This window comes from Microbacterium aerolatum (genome assembly GCF_007988825.1).
GTDB classification, from domain to species: Bacteria; Actinomycetota; Actinomycetes; order Actinomycetales; family Microbacteriaceae; genus Microbacterium; species Microbacterium aerolatum.
In genome coordinates this window covers 1-17,743 of record NZ_BJUW01000024.1, presented here as the reverse complement: position 1 = coordinate 17,743, position 17,743 = coordinate 1, and the positions used below count along the sequence as shown (strand labels likewise).

General features: G+C 67.5%; 17 protein-coding genes. 8 read left to right on the top strand and 9 right to left on the bottom strand.

Annotated elements, in window-relative coordinates; translation table 11 throughout:
- The coding region (gene purD / locus MAE01_RS15670; RefSeq protein WP_147041008.1) for a phosphoribosylamine--glycine ligase at nucleotides 1–1,271 on the top strand (1,271 nt) is incomplete at its 5' end.
- A 121-nt stretch (nucleotides 1,272–1,392) separates the two neighbouring features.
- On the opposite strand, the gene MAE01_RS15665 is transcribed toward purD, so the two are convergent.
- From MAE01_RS15665 to MAE01_RS15655, 3 genes are all read right to left on the bottom strand, one after another.
- Entirely contained in the window at nucleotides 1,393–2,571 is a 1,179-nt protein-coding gene (locus MAE01_RS15665) for an ROK family transcriptional regulator (protein ID WP_147041016.1), read from the bottom strand.
- Nucleotides 2,572–2,652: 81 nt separating this feature from the next.
- Nucleotides 2,653–3,729: an ABC transporter permease gene (locus tag MAE01_RS15660; RefSeq protein ID WP_147041006.1), complete on the bottom strand. Its 1,077-nt coding sequence runs from the start codon at nucleotides 3,727–3,729 to the stop codon at nucleotides 2,653–2,655.
- Nucleotides 3,726–5,210: a sugar ABC transporter ATP-binding protein gene (locus tag MAE01_RS15655; RefSeq protein ID WP_147041014.1), complete on the bottom strand. Its 1,485-nt coding sequence runs from the start codon at nucleotides 5,208–5,210 to the stop codon at nucleotides 3,726–3,728. Before MAE01_RS15655 ends, MAE01_RS15660 begins: the two co-directional genes overlap by 4 nt.
- Before the next feature lie 314 nt (nucleotides 5,211–5,524).
- Between MAE01_RS15655 and MAE01_RS15650 the strand changes: the two genes are divergently transcribed.
- The 3 genes from MAE01_RS15650 (at nucleotide 5,525) to MAE01_RS15640 (ending at nucleotide 8,865) form a co-directional block, all read left to right on the top strand.
- Nucleotides 5,525–6,568 (top strand): substrate-binding domain-containing protein, encoded by a 1,044-nt coding sequence (locus tag MAE01_RS15650; RefSeq protein ID WP_147041012.1) that lies wholly within the window; start codon nucleotides 5,525–5,527, stop codon nucleotides 6,566–6,568.
- A 112-nt stretch (nucleotides 6,569–6,680) separates the two neighbouring features.
- Nucleotides 6,681–7,820 carry a Gfo/Idh/MocA family protein gene (locus MAE01_RS15645; protein WP_147041010.1) on the top strand — a complete coding sequence of 380 codons (1,140 nt, stop codon included), beginning with the start codon at nucleotides 6,681–6,683 and terminating at the stop codon, nucleotides 7,818–7,820.
- A gap of 40 nt (nucleotides 7,821–7,860) precedes the next feature.
- Nucleotides 7,861–8,865 (top strand): sugar phosphate isomerase/epimerase family protein, encoded by a 1,005-nt coding sequence (locus MAE01_RS15640; RefSeq protein ID WP_147041004.1) that lies wholly within the window; start codon nucleotides 7,861–7,863, stop codon nucleotides 8,863–8,865.
- Between the two features lie 42 nt (nucleotides 8,866–8,907).
- On the opposite strand, the gene MAE01_RS15635 is transcribed toward MAE01_RS15640, so the two are convergent.
- From MAE01_RS15635 to MAE01_RS15620, 4 genes are read right to left on the bottom strand one after another with little or no spacing between them, the layout of a single operon-like run.
- Entirely contained in the window at nucleotides 8,908–9,438 is a 531-nt protein-coding gene (locus tag MAE01_RS15635; RefSeq protein ID WP_147041002.1) for a GNAT family N-acetyltransferase, read from the bottom strand.
- Nucleotides 9,439–9,480: 42 nt separating this feature from the next.
- Nucleotides 9,481–10,983: a DHA2 family efflux MFS transporter permease subunit gene (locus MAE01_RS15630; protein WP_147041000.1), complete on the bottom strand. Its 1,503-nt coding sequence runs from the start codon at nucleotides 10,981–10,983 to the stop codon at nucleotides 9,481–9,483.
- 54 nt (nucleotides 10,984–11,037) lie between these two features.
- Nucleotides 11,038–11,727, bottom strand: coding sequence for a response regulator (locus tag MAE01_RS15625; RefSeq protein WP_147040998.1), 690 nt, complete (start codon nucleotides 11,725–11,727; stop codon nucleotides 11,038–11,040).
- Nucleotides 11,711–12,913: a sensor histidine kinase gene (locus MAE01_RS15620; RefSeq protein ID WP_186806273.1), complete on the bottom strand. Its 1,203-nt coding sequence runs from the start codon at nucleotides 12,911–12,913 to the stop codon at nucleotides 11,711–11,713. Before MAE01_RS15620 ends, MAE01_RS15625 begins: the two co-directional genes overlap by 17 nt.
- A 290-nt stretch (nucleotides 12,914–13,203) precedes the next feature.
- On the opposite strand from MAE01_RS15620, the gene MAE01_RS16225 reads away from it, so the two are divergent.
- The 3 genes from MAE01_RS16225 to MAE01_RS15605 are packed head-to-tail and all read left to right on the top strand — an operon-like array spanning nucleotide 13,204 to nucleotide 15,401.
- Nucleotides 13,204–14,073 (top strand): Ltp family lipoprotein, encoded by an 870-nt coding sequence (locus tag MAE01_RS16225; RefSeq protein ID WP_147040994.1) that lies wholly within the window; start codon nucleotides 13,204–13,206, stop codon nucleotides 14,071–14,073.
- A gap of 25 nt (nucleotides 14,074–14,098) precedes the next feature.
- Complete coding sequence (locus MAE01_RS15610) at nucleotides 14,099–14,470, top strand: PH domain-containing protein (protein ID WP_147040992.1); 372 nt, start codon at nucleotides 14,099–14,101, stop codon at nucleotides 14,468–14,470.
- 55 nt (nucleotides 14,471–14,525) lie between these two features.
- Entirely contained in the window at nucleotides 14,526–15,401 is an 876-nt protein-coding gene (locus MAE01_RS15605; RefSeq protein ID WP_147040990.1) for a phosphoribosylaminoimidazolesuccinocarboxamide synthase, read from the top strand.
- A 100-nt stretch (nucleotides 15,402–15,501) separates the two neighbouring features.
- Here MAE01_RS15605 and MAE01_RS15600 read toward each other — a convergent pair whose 3' ends face one another.
- Both MAE01_RS15600 and MAE01_RS15595 read right to left on the bottom strand, forming a co-directional pair.
- On the bottom strand, nucleotides 15,502–15,891 hold the full coding sequence (locus tag MAE01_RS15600) for a type II toxin-antitoxin system VapC family toxin (protein ID WP_147040988.1): 390 nt from the start codon (nucleotides 15,889–15,891) through the stop codon (nucleotides 15,502–15,504).
- Nucleotides 15,888–16,151: a type II toxin-antitoxin system VapB family antitoxin gene (locus tag MAE01_RS15595; RefSeq protein ID WP_186806271.1), complete on the bottom strand. Its 264-nt coding sequence runs from the start codon at nucleotides 16,149–16,151 to the stop codon at nucleotides 15,888–15,890. Before MAE01_RS15595 ends, MAE01_RS15600 begins: the two co-directional genes overlap by 4 nt.
- A gap of 137 nt (nucleotides 16,152–16,288) precedes the next feature.
- Here MAE01_RS15595 and MAE01_RS15590 point away from each other — a divergent pair, with 137 nt between their 5' ends.
- Nucleotides 16,289–17,629 carry a uracil-xanthine permease family protein gene (locus tag MAE01_RS15590; protein ID WP_147040984.1) on the top strand — a complete coding sequence of 447 codons (1,341 nt, stop codon included), beginning with the start codon at nucleotides 16,289–16,291 and terminating at the stop codon, nucleotides 17,627–17,629.
- The last annotated feature ends 114 nt before the right edge of the window (nucleotides 17,630–17,743 follow it).

Here is a 17,743-nt window from a genome sequence, read left to right as displayed (position 1 = left end):
TCCTCGTCCTCGGTTCCGGTGCCCGTGAGCACGCGATCATCCTGGCCCTCAAGGCCGAAGACGCCGGGCACGAGCTGTTCGCCTCCCCCGGCAACGCCGGCATCGCCTCCGACGCCACTCTCGTCACGGTCGACCAGCTCGACGGACGCGCGGTCACCGCCTTCGCGAACGAGCACTCCATCGACCTCGTCGTCATCGGTCCGGAGGCTCCGCTCGTCGCCGGTGTCGCGGACGCGCTGCGCGAGCGCGGCATCCCGGTGTTCGGCCCCGGCAAGGCCGCCGCACAGCTCGAGGGCTCGAAGGCCTTCGCGAAGCGGATCATGGATGCCGCGGGCGTGCCGACCGGACGCGCGGTGCGCGCAGCATCCGCCGCCGACGTCGAGGCCGCATTCGATGACCTCGGCGCGCCGTACGTCGTCAAGGCCGACGGACTGGCTGCCGGCAAGGGCGTCATCGTCACCTCCGACCGCGCCGAGGCGCTCGCACACGCGACGCACTATCTGCCGTCGGGACCCGTGCTCGTCGAGGAGTTCCTGACCGGCCCCGAAGTCTCGCTGTTCTTCCTGTCCGACGGCGACACCGTGCGGGCGCTCAGCCCCGCGCAGGACTTCAAGCGCGCCTTCGACGGCGACGAGGGTCCCAACACCGGAGGCATGGGCGCTTACTCGCCACTGCCGTGGCTCGCCGAGCAGTTCGGCAGCGAGCGCGAGTTCGTCGAGCTCGTGACCGAGCAGGTCGCGATGCCGGTGATCCGCCAGATGGATGCCGAGGGCACCCCGTTCATCGGACTGCTCTACGCCGGCCTCATCCTTACTCCCGCGGGCGTCAAGGTCATCGAGTTCAACGCCCGCTTCGGCGACCCGGAGACCCAGGTCGTCCTCCCCCGCCTGCGCACGCCGCTGTCCGAGCTGCTGCTCGCCGCGGCATCCGGGAATCTGGAGGCCCAGCCGCAGCCCGAGTTCTCGGACGAGGTCGCGATCACGGTCGTGCTCGCCAGCGAGGGATACCCGGAGGCGCCGCAGACCGGCCGCCAGATCGCGGGTCTCGCATCAGCGGCGGACGTCGACGGCGTGCGGATCGTGCATGCCGCCACCGCTGGGCCGGATGCTCCCGGCGGCGACCTCGTCGCCACCGGCGGTCGTGTGCTGAACGTCGTGGCTGTGGGCACGGACTTCGCGGCCGCACGCGCGCAGGCGTATGAGGCGATCGGACGCATCAGCCTGGACGGCGCGCACTACCGTCGCGACATCGCCGCCGCAGTCGCGGAGTAGCCGCCTCCTCATCCCGCCGAAGCCCCGTTTCGAGGTGAAACTGCGTTCCGCGGGCGAGATCGCGCGGAATGCAGGGAATCTCGTCCGCGGAATGCAATCTCGCGGGGATCAGCGGCCGCAGTCAGCCGTCGAAACCGAAGCTCTGCGGCAGGATCTCCGGCGACAGCGCGTACTCGACGGCCAGCATGCTCGCCCCTCGCACCGCGGCCTCGCCGGCCGTGACGGACTGCACGATCGCCAGATGCTCTGTGGCCAGCGGCATCGACCGCGTGTAGACCACCTCGCGGACGCCCGCGATGAGATGCTCGCCGACTCGCGCCATGGCGCCGCCGATCGAGATCACCGACGGGTTGAGCAGACTGACGGATGCCGTGAGCACCTCCCCCAGGTCGCGACCGGCCTGCCGCACCGCCTGGATGGCCTCGAGGCTCCCGCCCTTGACGAGCTCGACCACGTCATTGCCGTCATGCGCCTCGATGCCGCGCGCGCTCAGCGAGCGGGCGATCGCGGGGCCGGATGCCAGTGCCTCGAGGCATCCCGTGTTCCCGCAGTGACACGGCACATCCGCGCCGCGGGCGACGCGCACATGCCCGAAGTCCCCGGCGATGCCCTGCGCGCCGCGCAGCAGCCGGCCGTCAGAGATTATCCCTGCGCCGATGCCGGTGGCGACCTTGACGAAGATGAGGTGGTCGGTGGCGGGCCAGGCAGCCGCCCGCTCGCCGAGCGCGGAGATGTTCACGTCGTTGTCGACGAGCACGGGCACCTGCAGGTGCTGCTGCACCCACCCGGGTACGTCGAAGCCGTCCCAGCCCGGCATGATCGGCGGCTTCGCCGGCCGGCCGGTCGAGTACTCCACGGGGCCGGGCACCCCGATGCCGATCGCGGCGACCTGGTCGTGATCGAGGCCAGCCTCGGTGATCAGCTCGTTCGCAGTGTCGACCATCCAGCTCAGCACGGTCTCCGGCCCCAGCGACACCGCCATCTTCCCGGTGCGCTCGGCGAGGATCGTGCCGGCGAGGTCGGTCACCGCGATGGTGGTGTGGGATGCACCGATGTCGACGGCGATCACGACCTTCGCTGCGGGGTTCAGCGCGAACTGGGACGGCGGGCGGCCACCGGTCGACGCAGCATCCGCGACGGGTGCGATGAGACCCATGCGCATGAGCTCGTCCACGCGCGCGGCGACGGTCGACCGGGCGAGGCCCGACGACTTCGCCAGCTCTGCCCGCGTACGGGGCACGCCGTCTCGCAGCAGTTGGAAGAGCTGACCGACACCGCCGGCGCTGAGGTTACCTGCCATTCCCACCCTGTGCTTCTCGTGAACGGCCCTGTGCTCGGCAACGGCCCTGTGCTTGCGCACTTCTGCGTCTGAATCGGAAGTCTACGCGGACGGCACCTCTGACGGCGGCGTCTGCCCTGCAGGCCGCAGTCGGTTCTGTTTGACGCGCCCGACCGCGAATCTCTGCTGCAGCAGTACGGCGACGACGATGATCACGCCCTTCGCCACCGCCTGCGCCGAGGAGGTGAGGTTGTTCTGCACGAACACGTTCGACAGCGTCGCGAAGATCAGCACGCCGAACACCGTGCCGGTGATCGTGCCGCGCCCTCCGACGAGCAGGGTGCCTCCGACGACGACGGCGGCGATGGCATCCAGCTCGTACAGATTGCCGTGCGTCGAGGTGCCGGCCGTGGTGCGCCCGAGGATCATCACCGCCGCGATGCCCGCGGTCAGACCGACCAGCGCGTACAGCCACATGGTGTGCCGCTTGACCTTGATGCCGGCCAGGCGTGCGGCCTCCGGGTTGCCGCCGATCGCGACGGTGCGCCGCCCGAACGTCGTGCGGTTGAGCAGGAACCAGCCGGCGACGGCGACCAGGGCGAAGATCCAGATGAGGATGTCGATGCCCAGCAGGTCGACGTTCATGGCGCGCACGAAGTCACGGTCGTTCAGCACCAGCGTGCGGTTGTTCGCGAGGATCTCGGCGAGTCCGCGCGCCCCGACCATCATCGCGAGGGTCGCCATGAACGCCGCGACCTTGCCATAGGCGATCACGACACCGTTGATGAGACCTGCACCCGTGCCCACGGCAAGCGCCACGATGACCGTGACTATCCAGTGGCTAGAGCTGGCGATGTCCTGGATCGCGGCCAGCGAGCCGACGACGGATGCCAGGGCCAGGACCGCACCGACGGAGAGGTCGATTCCGCCGGCGATGATGACGAAGGTCATGCCGACGCTGATCACGCCGATGATCGACGCCTGGCGCAGGATCACCAGCGCGTTGTCGAAGTTCAGGAAGTTCGACGAGGTCAAGGCGCCGACGAGGACGATCGCGAGGAGAGCGAGCACCAGGCCGAGGTTGCGTCCCACGGAGCCAGAGAGCAGACGGCGCAGCGGCGAGACGGTTTCAGTCGGGGTCTGCCCCGTTGAGGCGGTGGGTGTGGTCTGCACGCTCACGCGGCGACTCCTTTCATGACGAGGTCGAGCACGCCGTGCTCGTCGATCTCAGATGCGGGAAGTGTGGTGAGGACTCGTCCGTCGCCGATCACGAGGACCGAGTCTGCGAGCCCGAGTACTTCCTCGATCTCGCTGGAGACGATCACGATGGCGTGACCGGATGCCGCGAGCCGGCGGATCAGCGCGTAGATCTCCGAGCGCGCCCCGATGTCGACGCCGCGCGTCGGCTCGTCGAGCAGCAGCACCGTGCTGCCGTGCACCAGCCAGCGCGCGAGCAGGATCTTCTGCTGGTTGCCGCCGGAGAGGGTCGCCGCCGGACGCTCCGGGTCTGCCGGGCGCAGCTCGAGGGCGGCGATCTGATCCTTGGCGGCGCGACGTTCGCTGCGCTCGTCGAGCAGCGCACCCTTGGCGAAGCGCGTGAACGACGACAGCGTGACGTTCTTGAAGATCGGCTCTCCGAGCACGAGGCCCTGTGACTTGCGCTCCTCCGGGCTGAGCCCCACGCCCGCAGCGACAGCGGCCGAGACGGATCCGCGGGGCAGCGTCTTCCCGCTGACGCTGACGGTTCCCGCCGAGGCCTTCCGCGCGCCGTAGATCGTCTCGATGATCTCGCTGCGGCCGGAGCCGACGAGACCCGCGAGTCCGACGATCTCACCCGCGCGCACCGAGAAGGAGACGTCTTCGAAGACGCCGTCGAGGCCGAGGCCGTCGACGTCGAGCAGCACCGGCGCGTCGGCGGCGATCGGCTCGGCGGGTGGGAAGACGTTCTGCACGGCGCGACCGGTCATGTGCTTGATGAGTTCGGCGGTGGTCGTGTCGGCGACGGCGAGGTTGCTCGCCACGGTCGAGCCGTCCTTGAGGACGGTGATCCGATCGCCGATCTCGCGGATCTCCTCGAGGCGATGCGTGATGTAGACGACCGCGATCCCCTGGGCGGTCAGCTCCCTGACCACGGCGAACAGGTTGCGCACCTCTTCGGAGTCGAGCACGGCCGATGGCTCGTCCATGATGATGAGCTTCGTGTCATGCGAGAGTGCGCGGGTCATGCTGACGATCTGCTTCTCGGCGGCGCTGAGAGAGCCGACCTCGGCGTGCGGCGACATCGAGCCGTGGCCGAGCCGGGCCAGCAGCCGCCTGGTCTCCTGAACGAGCTGGCCGCGCCGCGTGAAGCCGAACCGGTCGAACTCGTGACCGAGGAAGACGTTCTCGGCGATCGTGAGACCGTCGACGACGTCGAGCTCCTGGTACATCGTCGAGATGCCGAGGGAGATCGCGGTCTGCGGATGCGAGATCTCCACTGTCTCGCCCATCCAGCGGATCTCACCGGCGTCCGGCGTGTGCACGCCGGCGAGCGTCTTGATCAGCGTCGACTTGCCGGCGCCGTTCTGGCCGAGCAGGCAGTGCACCTCACCCGGTCGCACCTCGAGGTCGACCCCGCGCAGAGCGCGCACGCCGACGAAGCTCTTCTCGACTCCGCGCATCTCCAGTAATGCCGGTGAATGGTCATCTTTGATCACAGAAGTGAACATAACATGCTCGAATCGCGAACGCGAGAGTCAGTGTCCGACAGCGTCCGGGAACCGCGGCGCCGTCAGATTCGCCAGTTCTCCCCTGATTTGAGGGCCTCGGCCCAGATCGATTACTTTTGACCTTCTTTCGGTAAAAGCTGGCTAAGCAATGGCATCTTCTGTTAGTTTGACCCTGTCAGTGCCGGTGCGTACCGATCGGATGCCGATCGACAAGCCCGCACCGCACGCATCTGCATCACATTTCAAGGAGGAAAGACATGCACGGCATGCGCACACGCGGGATCCGCCCGCTGATGGCCGGAGCGGCAGCACTGTTCGCCATCACCCTGCTGGCCGGCTGTACCAGCGACGGCACGGAGGGCGAAGAGGACTCCGGCAACCAGGGCACCACCAGCGAGGAGAACGCGTCGTCCGGCGACACGGTCGTCATCGGCTGGTCGGGCCCCGAGGCCGACCACGGCTGGCTCGGCGCCATCAACTCCGGCGCCATCAACGCCGCAGAGGGCTTCGATGATGTTGAGCTGCGTCAGGCGGAGGGCACGAACGACGCCAACCAGCAGATCGCCGCAGTCGAGCAGTTCATCAATGAGGACGTCGACGCCATCGTGCTCCTGCCGACCGACGGCGCCGCTCTCACCGAGGTCGCCATGAAGGCGATGGATGCCGGCATCCCGGTCATCAACGTCGACCGCGAGTTCTCGAACCCGTTCGCCTCGCGCATCACGATCCTCGGCGACAACTACGGCATGGGCGTCAGTGCGGGCACGTATATCTGCGAGCAGCTCGACGGCCAGAGCGACGCCGTCGTCGCGGAGATCGCCGGCATCGACTCGCTGCCGCTGACCCAGGACCGTTCGCAGGGCTTCTCGGATGCTCTCGACAGCTGCGGCCTCGAGGTCGGACCGCGCGTCGCAGCCGACTTCACGGTCGCCGGCGGTGAGAGCGCAGCATCCCAGCTGCTGGCCGCCAACCCGCAGATCGACGCCATCTGGAACCACGATGACGACCAGGGCGTCGGCGTCATGGCAGCGATCGACTCGGCAGGGCGCGACGAGTTCTTCCTCGTCGGCGGCGCAGGCAGCGTGAACATGATGGACCGCATCGCCGCGGATGACAGCGTCATCAAGGCGACCGTCATCTACCCGTCCACGCAGGCTGCCGACGGCATCGCCATGGCACGCCTCATCGCGCAGGACAAGACGATGAGCGACCTGATCACGCCCAGCGTTCCGTATCGCATCGTGCTGGACGCTCCCGTGGTGACCAAGGACAACGTCGAAGAGTTCATCGACCTCGCATTCGAGTCCTGACACCGACTGCGGGGCGGGCGCCTCGGCGCTCGCCCCGCACTGTTCCTCCAGACACCGTTCCTTTCCGCACCGTTCCCGGGAGAAGAAGATGACGATACCGCTGCGAGTGGCCATGATCGGCCACGGATTCATGGGAGCGGCGCACTCCGTCGGCTGGCGGCAGGCTCCGGCGGCTTTCGATCTCCCCCTCGCGCCGAGCATGGCCGTGCTGGTCGGTCGCGACGCCGACAAGACCGCGGCAGCCGCTCGCAGGTGGGGCTGGGATGAGACCTCCACCGATTGGCGCGCGGTGATCGCGCGCGATGACATCGATGTGGTCGACATCGTCACCCCTGGGGACTCGCACGCCGAGATCGCGATCGCAGCTCTCGCCGCCGGCAAGCACGTGCTCTGCGAGAAGCCGCTGGCGAACTCGGTGGAAGAGGCCGAGGCGATGGAGCAGGCAGCGCAGGATGCTGCGGCGCACGGCATCCGCGCCATGGTGGGCTTCACGTACCGCCGGGTTCCCGCCGTCACCCTCATGCGCGACATGATCTCCGCCGGACGCATCGGTACGATCCGGCAGGTGCGCGCGAGCTACCGCCAGGATTGGCTGGCCGATCCCGAGTCGCCGATGACGTGGCGGCTGGACAAAAACCGAGCCGGCTCCGGCGCGCTCGGCGACATCGGCGCGCACATCGTCGACATGACGCAGTTCGTGACCGGGCATGCGCTGACCGAGGTTTCCGGGGTCATGGAGACGCTCGTCGAAGAGCGGCCTGTGCTGGACGAGGCGGTCGGTCTCGGCGGCACCGCCGGTACCGAGAGAGGCGCGGTCACGGTCGACGACGTCGCGCTGTTCACCGGCCGACTCGAGTCCGGCACGCTCGCGACGTTCGAGGCCACCCGCTTCGCGACCGGGCGCAAGAACGCCCTCGACATCGAGATCTCCGGTGACGCCGGTGCGCTGCACTGGAACCTGGAGGACATGAACGCGCTCGAGTTCTACGACGCCACCCGCCCTGCGGGCGAGCAGGGATTCACCCGCATCCTGGTCACCGAGCCGGAGCATCCGTATCTCTCGGGCTGGTGGCCCACCGGACATATGCTCGGCTACGAGCACGGCTTCTCGCACCAGGTCAAGGACCTCACCGAGGCGATCGCCGCCGGCGCCGACCCGCAGCCGACGTTCGCCGACGGGCTGCGCGTGCAGCGGGTGCTGGACGCCGTCGAGCGCAGCGCGCACAGCGGCTCGGCCTGGACCGGCGTCTGAACGCGACTACAAGATCACACGAACGAGAAAGAGGACGATGATGTCACGACCTGTCACCCTGTTCACCGGCCAGTGGGCCGATCTGCCGTTCGAAGAGGTCTGCCGGCTCGCGGGCGAGTGGGGCTACGACGGCCTCGAGATCGCATGCTGGGGCGATCACCTCGACCCCTGGCGCTGGGACGACGCCGAATACGTCGCAGACCGGCTGGCGATCCTCGGGCGCAACGGGCTCAAGGTCTGGACGATCTCGAACCACCTCAAGGGGCAGGTGGTGTGCGACGACCCGATCGATCAGCGCCACCGCAACATCGTCTCGGATCAGGTGTGGGGCGACGGCGACCCGGAAGGTGTCCGCCAGCGGGCGGCGGAGGAGCTCAAGAACACCGCTCGGCTCGCCGCCGCGCTGGGGGTGAAGACCGTCACCGGGTTCACCGGGTCGTCGATCTGGAAGTACGTCGCGATGTTCCCGCCCGCCACCGACGAGATGGTGGATGCCGGCTACCAGGACTTCGCCGACCGCTGGAACCCGATCCTCGATGTGTTCGACGAGGTCGGGGTGCGCTTCGCGCACGAGGTGCATCCGTCCGAGATCGCCTACGACTACTGGACCACCAAGCGCACCCTCGAGGCGATCGGGCACCGCGAGGCGTTCGGACTGAACTGGGACCCGTCGCACATGGTGTGGCAGGACATCGACCCGGTCGCATTCCTGTGGGACTTCCAGGACCGGATCTACCACGTGCACTGCAAGGACACCAAGAAGCGCCTGGGCAACGGTCGCAACGGGCGGCTCTCGTCGCACCTTCCCTGGGCCGACCCGCGGCGCGGGTGGGACTTCATCTCGACCGGTCATGGCGACGTGCCGTGGGAGGACGCGTTCCGGATGCTGAACGCGATCGGTTACGAGGGTCCGCTGTCGGTCGAGTGGGAGGATGCCGGGATGGACCGGCTGGTCGGTGCGCCCGAGGCGCTGGAGTTCGTGCGGAAGCTGTCGTCGTACCGGCCGTCGGATGCCGCGTTCGACAGTGCCTTCTCCACGAGGTGAGGGCGTTCTCCACGCGCTGAGGGTTCGCGCTGCTGATCCCCGCTACAGCTCGATCCAGTAGCGGCGCAGCCGCGGGTGCCCCTGCTCTGCGGCATCCACGACGTCCTCGAGGACGCCGCCTGCGCCCTCGATCGTCCGGCACGAACCGGCGTTGTCGTCGTCGCAGGTGAGCATGACGCGACTGAGGCCGAGCTCGCGGGTGCGTTCGATCGCCAGGGCGAGTCCGGCGTGCGCGTACCCCTGACGGCGACGCGTCGGCCGGACGGCGTAGCCGATGTGCCCGCCGAAGTGACGCAACCACTCGTTCAGCTCGTGCCGCACCGACACGAACCCGACGACCTCGCCGCCGTCGGTGATCCAGTACAGGTCGTTGTGCACGCGGCCATCGGGCGCGGGGGTGCTGGTGTCGGCCATGCGCTGCGCCGTCGCCATCAGTTCCTCAAGCGTCGACCAGTCGCCGCTCGTCGGCGCGGTCATGCCGGATCCGTCGATGTGCACTCCGCCGAACTCGGTCACCGCCGACGCCCAGGAGCCGAAGAGGTCTGCGGTGGGGCGGGTGAGTTCGATCGTCATGCGCTCAGCCCATCACGCCGGCATCCACCGGCGCAAACCGGTCTACTTCCCGCGCGGCGCGAGGTGCTTCGGCCGTCGCAGGAACAGCACGGCGACGACGCCCAGCAGGATGAACGCGGCCGGCAGCAGCATCGTCTGGGCCATGGCATCCGCGAAGGGGGCGGCGACGGCATCCGGCATCTTGCCCTCGCCGAACCCGCCCGTCGCATCCTCGACGCCGGGGAGGTTCGCAACCAGCCGGCTCTGCATGAAGACCGCGATCGCGGCCGATCCGAGCACGGATCCGATCGTGCGCATCGTGTTGTAGATGCCGGAACCGGCGCCCGCCTGATGCATGGGGAGGTCGCGCGTCGCGGTCGTCGCGAGCGGTCCCCACATTCCGGCGTTGCCGAAGCCGAGGATCGCCGACGGGATCAGCATCCAGCCGACCGGCGTATCGGTGTTCATCATCGCTGCGAACAGGAACAGCGAGATCGAGACGAACAGCAGCCCCGGCACGAGCATGAGGCGCGGATCGATGCGGTCGAGCAGCTTGCCTGCGAACGGCGAGACGATACCCGCGGCGAGCGCCATGGGGATCAGCAGCAGCGCGGACTCGGTCGGGGTGAGGCCGCGAGCGAGCTGCAGGAAGAACATCAGCGGCAGCGCCTGCGCCGTCACGGTGAATCCGACTGCGACGATCGTGATGTTCGACCAGGCGAAGTTGCGGTTGCGGAACAGGTCGAGCGGGACAAGCGGCTCGCTCTTGGTGCGCGCCTGGTGCCAGAGGAACAGCGCGAGGACCACGACGCCCACGATGATGAGGCTCCACACGGAGATCGGGCCCCAGATGACGCCCCAGTCGTATGCCTCGGCCTCCTGCAGGCCGAACACGATGAGGAACATGGCGATCGCGCTGAGGAACACGCCGATGACGTCGAAGCGGTGCTTGTGCGTCTCGAGCTTCGGGACGAGGATCCACGCCAGCACGAAGCCGACGACGCCGACCGGAAGGTTGATGAAGAAGATCCACTCCCAGCCCAGGCCGTCGACGAGGAATCCGCCGGCGAGCGGTCCCACCAGCATGGCGACACCGGATGCTCCGCCCCACAAGCCCATGGCGGCGCCCCGGCGCTCGGGCGGGAAGGTGCGCGTGATGACCGCCATCGTCTGCGGTGTGAGCAGTGCGGCGCCGAGCCCCTGGGCGGCGCGCGCCCAGATCAGCCCGTCAAGGGTGGTGGACAGCCCGCACCACAGCGAGGAGAGCGTGAAGACCGCCAGCCCGATCAGGTAGAGGTTCTTCGGTCCGAAGCGGTCGCCGAGGCGTCCCGTGATCAGCAGCGGCACGGCATAGGCGAGCAGATAGGCGCTGGTGACCCACACCACGCGGTCGAGGTTGCTGGACTCTGGATCGAGCGCGGCCTTGATCGCCGGGTTCGCGACCGACACGATCGTCGTGTCGACGAGGATCATGAAGAACCCGATGACGAGCGCCCACAGCGCAGGCCACGGGCTGCGCTCGGTGGTCTGCGTGGATGCTGCGCGGGATGCGGTGGCGTCGGTCACCCGGCAACGCTACACCCGGGCGATGACACTGACGGCGGCCCCGTGCGCGAACGGCTATATCCCGGAGGGACCCAGCCCGACCCTTTCCAGCATCACGCCCACTTGAACCCGGTTGCGCACGCCGAGCTTGATGAACACCTGCTCGAGATGCGATTTCACGGTGGCCGGCGCCACGTGGAGCACGAGCCCTATCTGCTGGTTGGTGTCCCCACGCGCCACCCCGATCGCGATGTCGCGCTCTCGCGGTGTCAGCGCGGCGACGCGCTCGGTGGCGGCGAGTCGGTCGAGGCCGCGTTCGCTCTCGACAGCTTTGCGCACCAGTTGAGCGGTGCTGCGCTCGGACATCACCGTCTCTCCGGCGGCAGTCCGATGGACTGCTTCGACGATCCGTTCGGGGGACTCGTCCTTCAGGAGATAGCCGCTCGCACCCGCAACGAGCATTCGCACAAGCTGATCCTCTGAATCGATGCTCGTGATGGCGAGAACCCGCGATTGCGATTCGGCGACGATAGCGGCAGTCGCGTCGACCCCGCCCATCCCGATCATCCGAACATCCATGAGGACGACGTCCGGCCGCCATGTCCGAACGAGATGGATGGCGGCAGTGCCGTCGGCAGCCTCACCGATGACCTCGATCGACGGGTCGTTTCCGAGAATGAATCGGAAACCGTTCCGGATCAGAGGCTCATCATCGACGAGCAGCACGCGTACAGCCGGACGCGCTTCATCATTGGCGGGCACCATTCGAGCTTAGTGACGACTGTTCCCGGTCCTGCCAGGGCAGCGTCACGTCCACGATGAAGGATGCTTCGTGGGCCCCGATCCATGCTTTTCCGCCGAGGGCGGCGGCGCGCTCCCTGATCCCGACAAGACCGTGCTGTCCGCCCGGGACAGCGGCCCCTCCGGCCGCGAGAACTGAGTTCACCACGCGAATCCGAACGCCATCTTGCGGGCTCGCGTGGACGAAGAGGTCGATCGGCGCAGACGCGGCGTGTTTCATCGCGTTCGTGAGTGCCTCTTGCCCGATGCGGTAGACCGCGCTGTCGAGCTGCGCACTCGCTCGCTCAGCGCCTTCGATGACCACGTACGCATGGATGGCGATGCCGCTGTTCCTCAGCTTGGAGACCATCGCACCGAGCGCCCGCATCGATGACGGGGTGGAGGGGACGGGTCCGCTGCGCAACTCGCCGATGAGGCCCCGCATGTCCTGGAGCGCAGCATGCGTCTGCTCGCGCACCGTGCGGGCGATGTGCTGCGTCGAGTCACCCGACGCGCCCTCGAGCGCCCCGGCGTGCAATGAGACCACCGACAGCCGATGTGCCAGCGCGTCGTGCATGTCTCGAGCTATCCGTTCCCGTTCAGCCTGCCTGATCGTCTCCTCGGTCAGCGAGTCCGCGCGGGATTGCTCGTAGTCGGCTCTGGTCTCGTTCTCGACCGCACGGGAACGCGCTCGTGATGCCAGGACGATGGCAGCCACGACGATCAACGAGATGAGTGCGACAACGATCGAAGCAACCACCCAGGCCGATTCACCCGCGTCGACTCGGGTGGCGAAGAACCATGACAGCGCGCCACCCCAGGTCGTCAGGGCTTCGCGGATGACGAAGAGCACCACCGTCGCGACGGTGATCGCCGACAGTTGCACTATTCGAGCTGGGTACTTCCGCGCGCAGTACACGCTGCCGACGAGCAACAGCAGATAGGAGACGCCGATCAGCGCAAGCACCCCGCCTGCGATCAGCGCGAGAAATGGCCACCGGTTCCTCCAGAGCACACTCACCCACAAGACGCCCGCGAACAGCACCAGCGCCGTGCCGAACGCGGAAATGGAAACGGTCGGTTCTCCCGCGACCACAGAGTAGTCAGCCGCACCCGGCACGTTCACCACGGCGCACAGGTCGATCAGCGCACCGCCGATGAGCAGCGCCACACCGCGACCACGCCTCGCGATGGTTCGCATACCGCGCCCGCCTACGGCACTGCCTGAACTGTTCACAGCCTGAGCGTACGGCTTGCAGCGGACACTCGCTTACGCTCGTCGGCCAGACGTAGGTCCCCCGAACGGCGGAGGAGAACGACTCCGATCAGCCGATCCCACCGCCGCGTCTGGACCGCCACACTGTTCAACGGCTACCAGCGTTCGGCCCCGTGTGGAGCCCCGCGATAGTCCAACAGTTGCATTCACATGCGTCTGATCTACCCGACAGTGAAGGACATTCCATGACCCTTGAGAACGACAGCCCGACACCCCCGCCGGCACCGGCACCGCTCGCCCCCGCGACGGCTCCTACGACCTCGACGCCGCCACCCGCACCAGCAGGCCCCCCGGTTCTCAACCCGAGCATCCCGGCGCCGGGCGCGAAGTCGTTCTTGACCACCTGGCTCCTGGCTCTCCTGCTCGGATTCTTCGGCGTCGACCGCTTCTATCTCGGCAAGGTGGGCACCGGAATCCTCAAGCTCGTCACCATCGGCGGGGCCGGAATCTGGGTCCTGGTGGACCTCATTCTCGTCCTCACCGGGTCGGCCCGTGACGCGAGGGGGAACAGCCTCAGCGGCTATTCCGAACACCGCAAGATCGCATGGATCGTCACTGGTGCGGTATTCGCGCTCGGAATCATCATCAACGCGGTGAACGGTGCCACCGCGCAGGACACTGCTGCTCCCGTCCCCGACAAGCCTGCCGCAGTCGAGCCCGTCGCCGAGCCCTCCGACGAGCCATCGGAGGCACCCGTGGAAGAAGTCGCGGAAGAGCCGGTCGTCGAGGAGCCCGAAGAGCCCGCGGTTCCGATCGAGTACGCGAATGCGCTCACGAAGGCCGAGTCGTACTCGGAGCTCATGCACATGAGCAAGGCGGGAATCTACGACCAGCTCACGTCCGAGTACGGTGAGAAGTTCTCCGCTGAGGCCGCGCAGTACGCCGTGGACAACATGACGGCCGACTGGAACGCGAACGCTCTCGCGAAGGCGAAGGACTACCAGGACACGATGGCGATGTCGCCCAGCGCGATTCATGATCAGCTCACGAGCGAGTTCGGTGAGAAGTTCACCGCTGCAGAAGCCGATTACGCGATCGCGCATCTCAACGACTGACACCCGAGAAACAGGAATCGACATCGTGGAAGCATCCGCCATCCTCAGTTGGACGCTGCAGCAGGAGATCCCCGTCCCGCCGGACGTGCTGCTCCTCCTCGCCGAAGGCGAACAGGCAGTCACCTCGTTCAAGACGTTCCGGGACTCGGCGACGTTCACGACGAAGCGACTCATCGTCCGCGACGCGCAGGGCATCACGGGCAAGAAGGTCGAGATCTACTCACTGCCCTACAGCTCGATCCTGATGTGGTCGTCTGAGAATGCAGGGACGCTCGACTGGAACTCCGAGCTGGAGTTGTGGACGAAGGCCGGCCACATCAAGGTCAAGCTGGCCAAGGGAGCCGATGTGCGCCGCATCGACAGCCTGATCGCCTGGGCTGTCCTGAACAACCATTGACAGGCCAGGGGGAGGCGTCCGCATCGCCTCCCCCTGCAACCGGGATAATGGGCGGATGAGCACTCCTGCTGATCCCCCCCTGAGCATCCCCGGCTGGCGTCATCTCTACTCCGGCAAGGTTCGCGATCTCTACGCATCCGAGGATGCCGCGGACACCCGCATCCTCGTCGTGGCATCCGACCGGGTCAGCGCCTTCGATTTCGTGCTCTCCCCCGGCATCACCGACAAGGGCGCGCTGCTCACCCAGCTCAGCCGCTGGTGGTTCGCGCAGCTCGACGAGTTCCCGAACCACCTCGCCGAGGGTGAGATCCCCGTGGAGGTGGCCGACCGCGCCATGCTCGCGCAGTCGCTGGAGATGCTGCCGATTGAGTGCGTCGTGCGCGGCTACATCACCGGTTCGGGCTGGGCGGAGTATCAGGAGAGCGGGACGGTCTGCGGCATCCCGCTGCCGGTGGGCCTGGAGAACGGCGACCGGCTGCCCGAACCGCTGTTCACCCCCGCTTACAAGGCACCGATGGGCGAGCACGACGAGAACATCACATTCGAGAAGACCGTCGAGCTCGTGGGGGCCGAGCGCGCCGTCGAGCTGCGCGACACCTCGCTCGCGATCTACGCCCGCGCTGCGGCGATCGCCGAGCAGCACGGCGTCATCCTCGCCGACACGAAGTTCGAGTTCGGAACGGATGCCGATGGCGTCCTGCGCCTGGCCGATGAAGTGCTCACGAGCGACTCCTCCCGCTACTGGGATGCCGCAGCCTGGCAGTCCGGTCAGACGCCGGCCGAGCGGATGGCGAGCTTCGACAAGCAGATCGTCCGCGACTGGCTCGCATCGAACTGGGACAAGCAGGGTGAACCGCCGGCGCTTCCGGACGAGATCGTCGAACGGACCGCCGACCGGTACCGCGAGCTCATCGCGCGCCTGACCGCGTAGCTCTTTCGCTCCCTGAGCCGGGCCCACGCGCCCCGGAGGCTCCGGGCGACGCGAAGCGTCGGCTGGAGTGGGGCGTGGGGATCGAAGGGGCGCGAGCGGTTTACGCGGCGACCCGCACGTCGGTGTGGATGAAGTCGTCTCCCTTGAAGAGCAGCGGCTCATCGCGTGCGATCGCGAGGGCGTAGCTGAAGCAGTCGCCGTAGTTGAGCCCGGCGGGATGCTTCGATCCTCGCCCAAAGCGCGCATACGCGTCGCTCGCGATGCGGACCTGGTGGGTATCGAAGGGCACGATCTCAGATCGAGCCCGATCCAGAAGGTCTCGAAGGTCCTTCACCGCGTCGACGCCGAGGCGAGCCCGGATGACGATCTCCGACTCCAGCAGCGTCGGGGCCGAGATCGCGATGTCCTCTTCGCGCAGCAGCTGACTGAACCGCGCCGCCTCGGGTTCCTTCAGCGCGATAGCCAACAGAACCGACGTGTCGACGATCATCGCGGCAGGCCGGACTCGTCGTACATATCGTCCATGATCTCTTCGTACGTGGGTCCCACCGGTACGTGGGACTGCAACCTCTTCAGCGCGGCGTCGAACTCGTCATGCCTTCGCTGCTCCGCCGCCTCCTCGGCCTGCTCCATCTCTTCGAGCCGACGCCGCACGGCATCCTCCACTGCACTCGTCTGGCTCTGCCCGGTGAGCTCGGCGAGGCGGCGCACCATCTCGTGCACCCGCTCGTTCTTGATGTTCAGGCTCATGGCACCCATTTTCGCACCGTTCTACCTTCCATGTCATCTTTCTACCCCTGGCATCCGACATCGGCCTGCCGTGCTGCGGGTTGCCGCACCGATAGTGTTTCTCCAGCATCCCCACCCCGAATACGAGGAGCACCCGCATGCCCGTGTGGAAGATTCATGGCGACGGCCGCAACGTCGCACCCGGACAGGTCGTCAAACCCGAAGAGCGGCTGAACTGGCCGGCGACGTTCGCCATCGGCGCGCAGCACGTCGTCGCCATGTTCGGTGCGACCTTCCTCGTGCCGATCATCACCGGCTTCCCGGTCTCGACGACACTGCTGTTCTCCGGCCTAGGCACGCTGCTCTTCCTGCTGCTGACCCGCAACCGCCTGCCCAGCTACCTCGGCTCGTCGTTCGCGTTCCTCGCGCCGATCACCGCGATCAACGCCGGACAGTCGCTCGAGACGGCGCAGCAGATCACCCAGGCGCTCGTCGGCGTCCTCGTGGTCGGCGTGCTGCTGGCCGGCATCGGCTTCCTCGTGCAGGCCGTCGGCGTCGGCTGGATCGACCGGTTCATGCCGCCGGTGGTGGCCGGATCCATCGTCGCCCTGATCGGCTTCAACCTCGCGCCCGCCGCCTGGAACAACTTCACCCTGCAGCCAGAGCTCGCCTCTGTGACGCTCATCGCGGTCGTGCTGTTCAGCGTGCTGTTCCGCGGATTCCTCGGCCGTATCTCGATCTTCCTCGGCGTGATCGTGGGTTACGTCGTGGCGATCTTCACGAACCAGGTCTCCTTCGAGGGCGTCGCCGAGGCGGCGTGGATCGGCCTCCCCGACTTCCACCTCGCCGCCGTCACCGACCCGATGGCATGGGCGTACGTGCCGATGTTCCTGCCGGTCGTGCTCGTGCTCATCGCCGAGAACGTCGGTCACGTGCGCGGTGTTGCGACCATGACGAACGACCCCTCGATCAACAAGCACACCGGCCGCGCGCTCGTCGCCGACGGCCTCGCGACCACGCTCGCCGGCGGGTTCGGCGGATCGGCGACCACCACCTACGGCGAGAACATCGGCGTCATGGCGGCGACCCGCGTGTACTCGACCGCCGCGTACTGGGTGGCCGGCTTCGCGGCCATCGTGCTCGCGTTCTCGCCGAAGATCGGTGTGATCTTCAACACGATCCCGCCCGGAGTGCTCGGCGGCGTGACCACCGCGCTCTACGGCCTGATCGGCGTCATCGGCATCAAGATCTGGGTCGACAACCGCGTGGACTTCTCGCGCCCCGTCAACCAGTACACCGTCGCGGTGTCGTTCGTGATCGCCGTCGGCGGGTTCGCGATGAGCTGGGGCGCGTTCCAGCTCGGCGCCATCGTGCTCGGCACGGTCGCAGCCCTACTGATCTACCACCTGGGCAACGCGATCGCCCGGGCCCGCAGGACCGGCGCGGACGACGGCGGCCCCATCCCGGCCGTCGGACCGCTCGGCGGCGACCCGGAGTAGGTCCCGGCCCCGCATGCACAGGGGCGTGCCACAGAAAGGGCGGGTTGCCGGCATCCGGACCCGCCAGTTCTGAGACACGCCCCTGTGGCGTGTCACGGTACTGGCGGGCTCGCC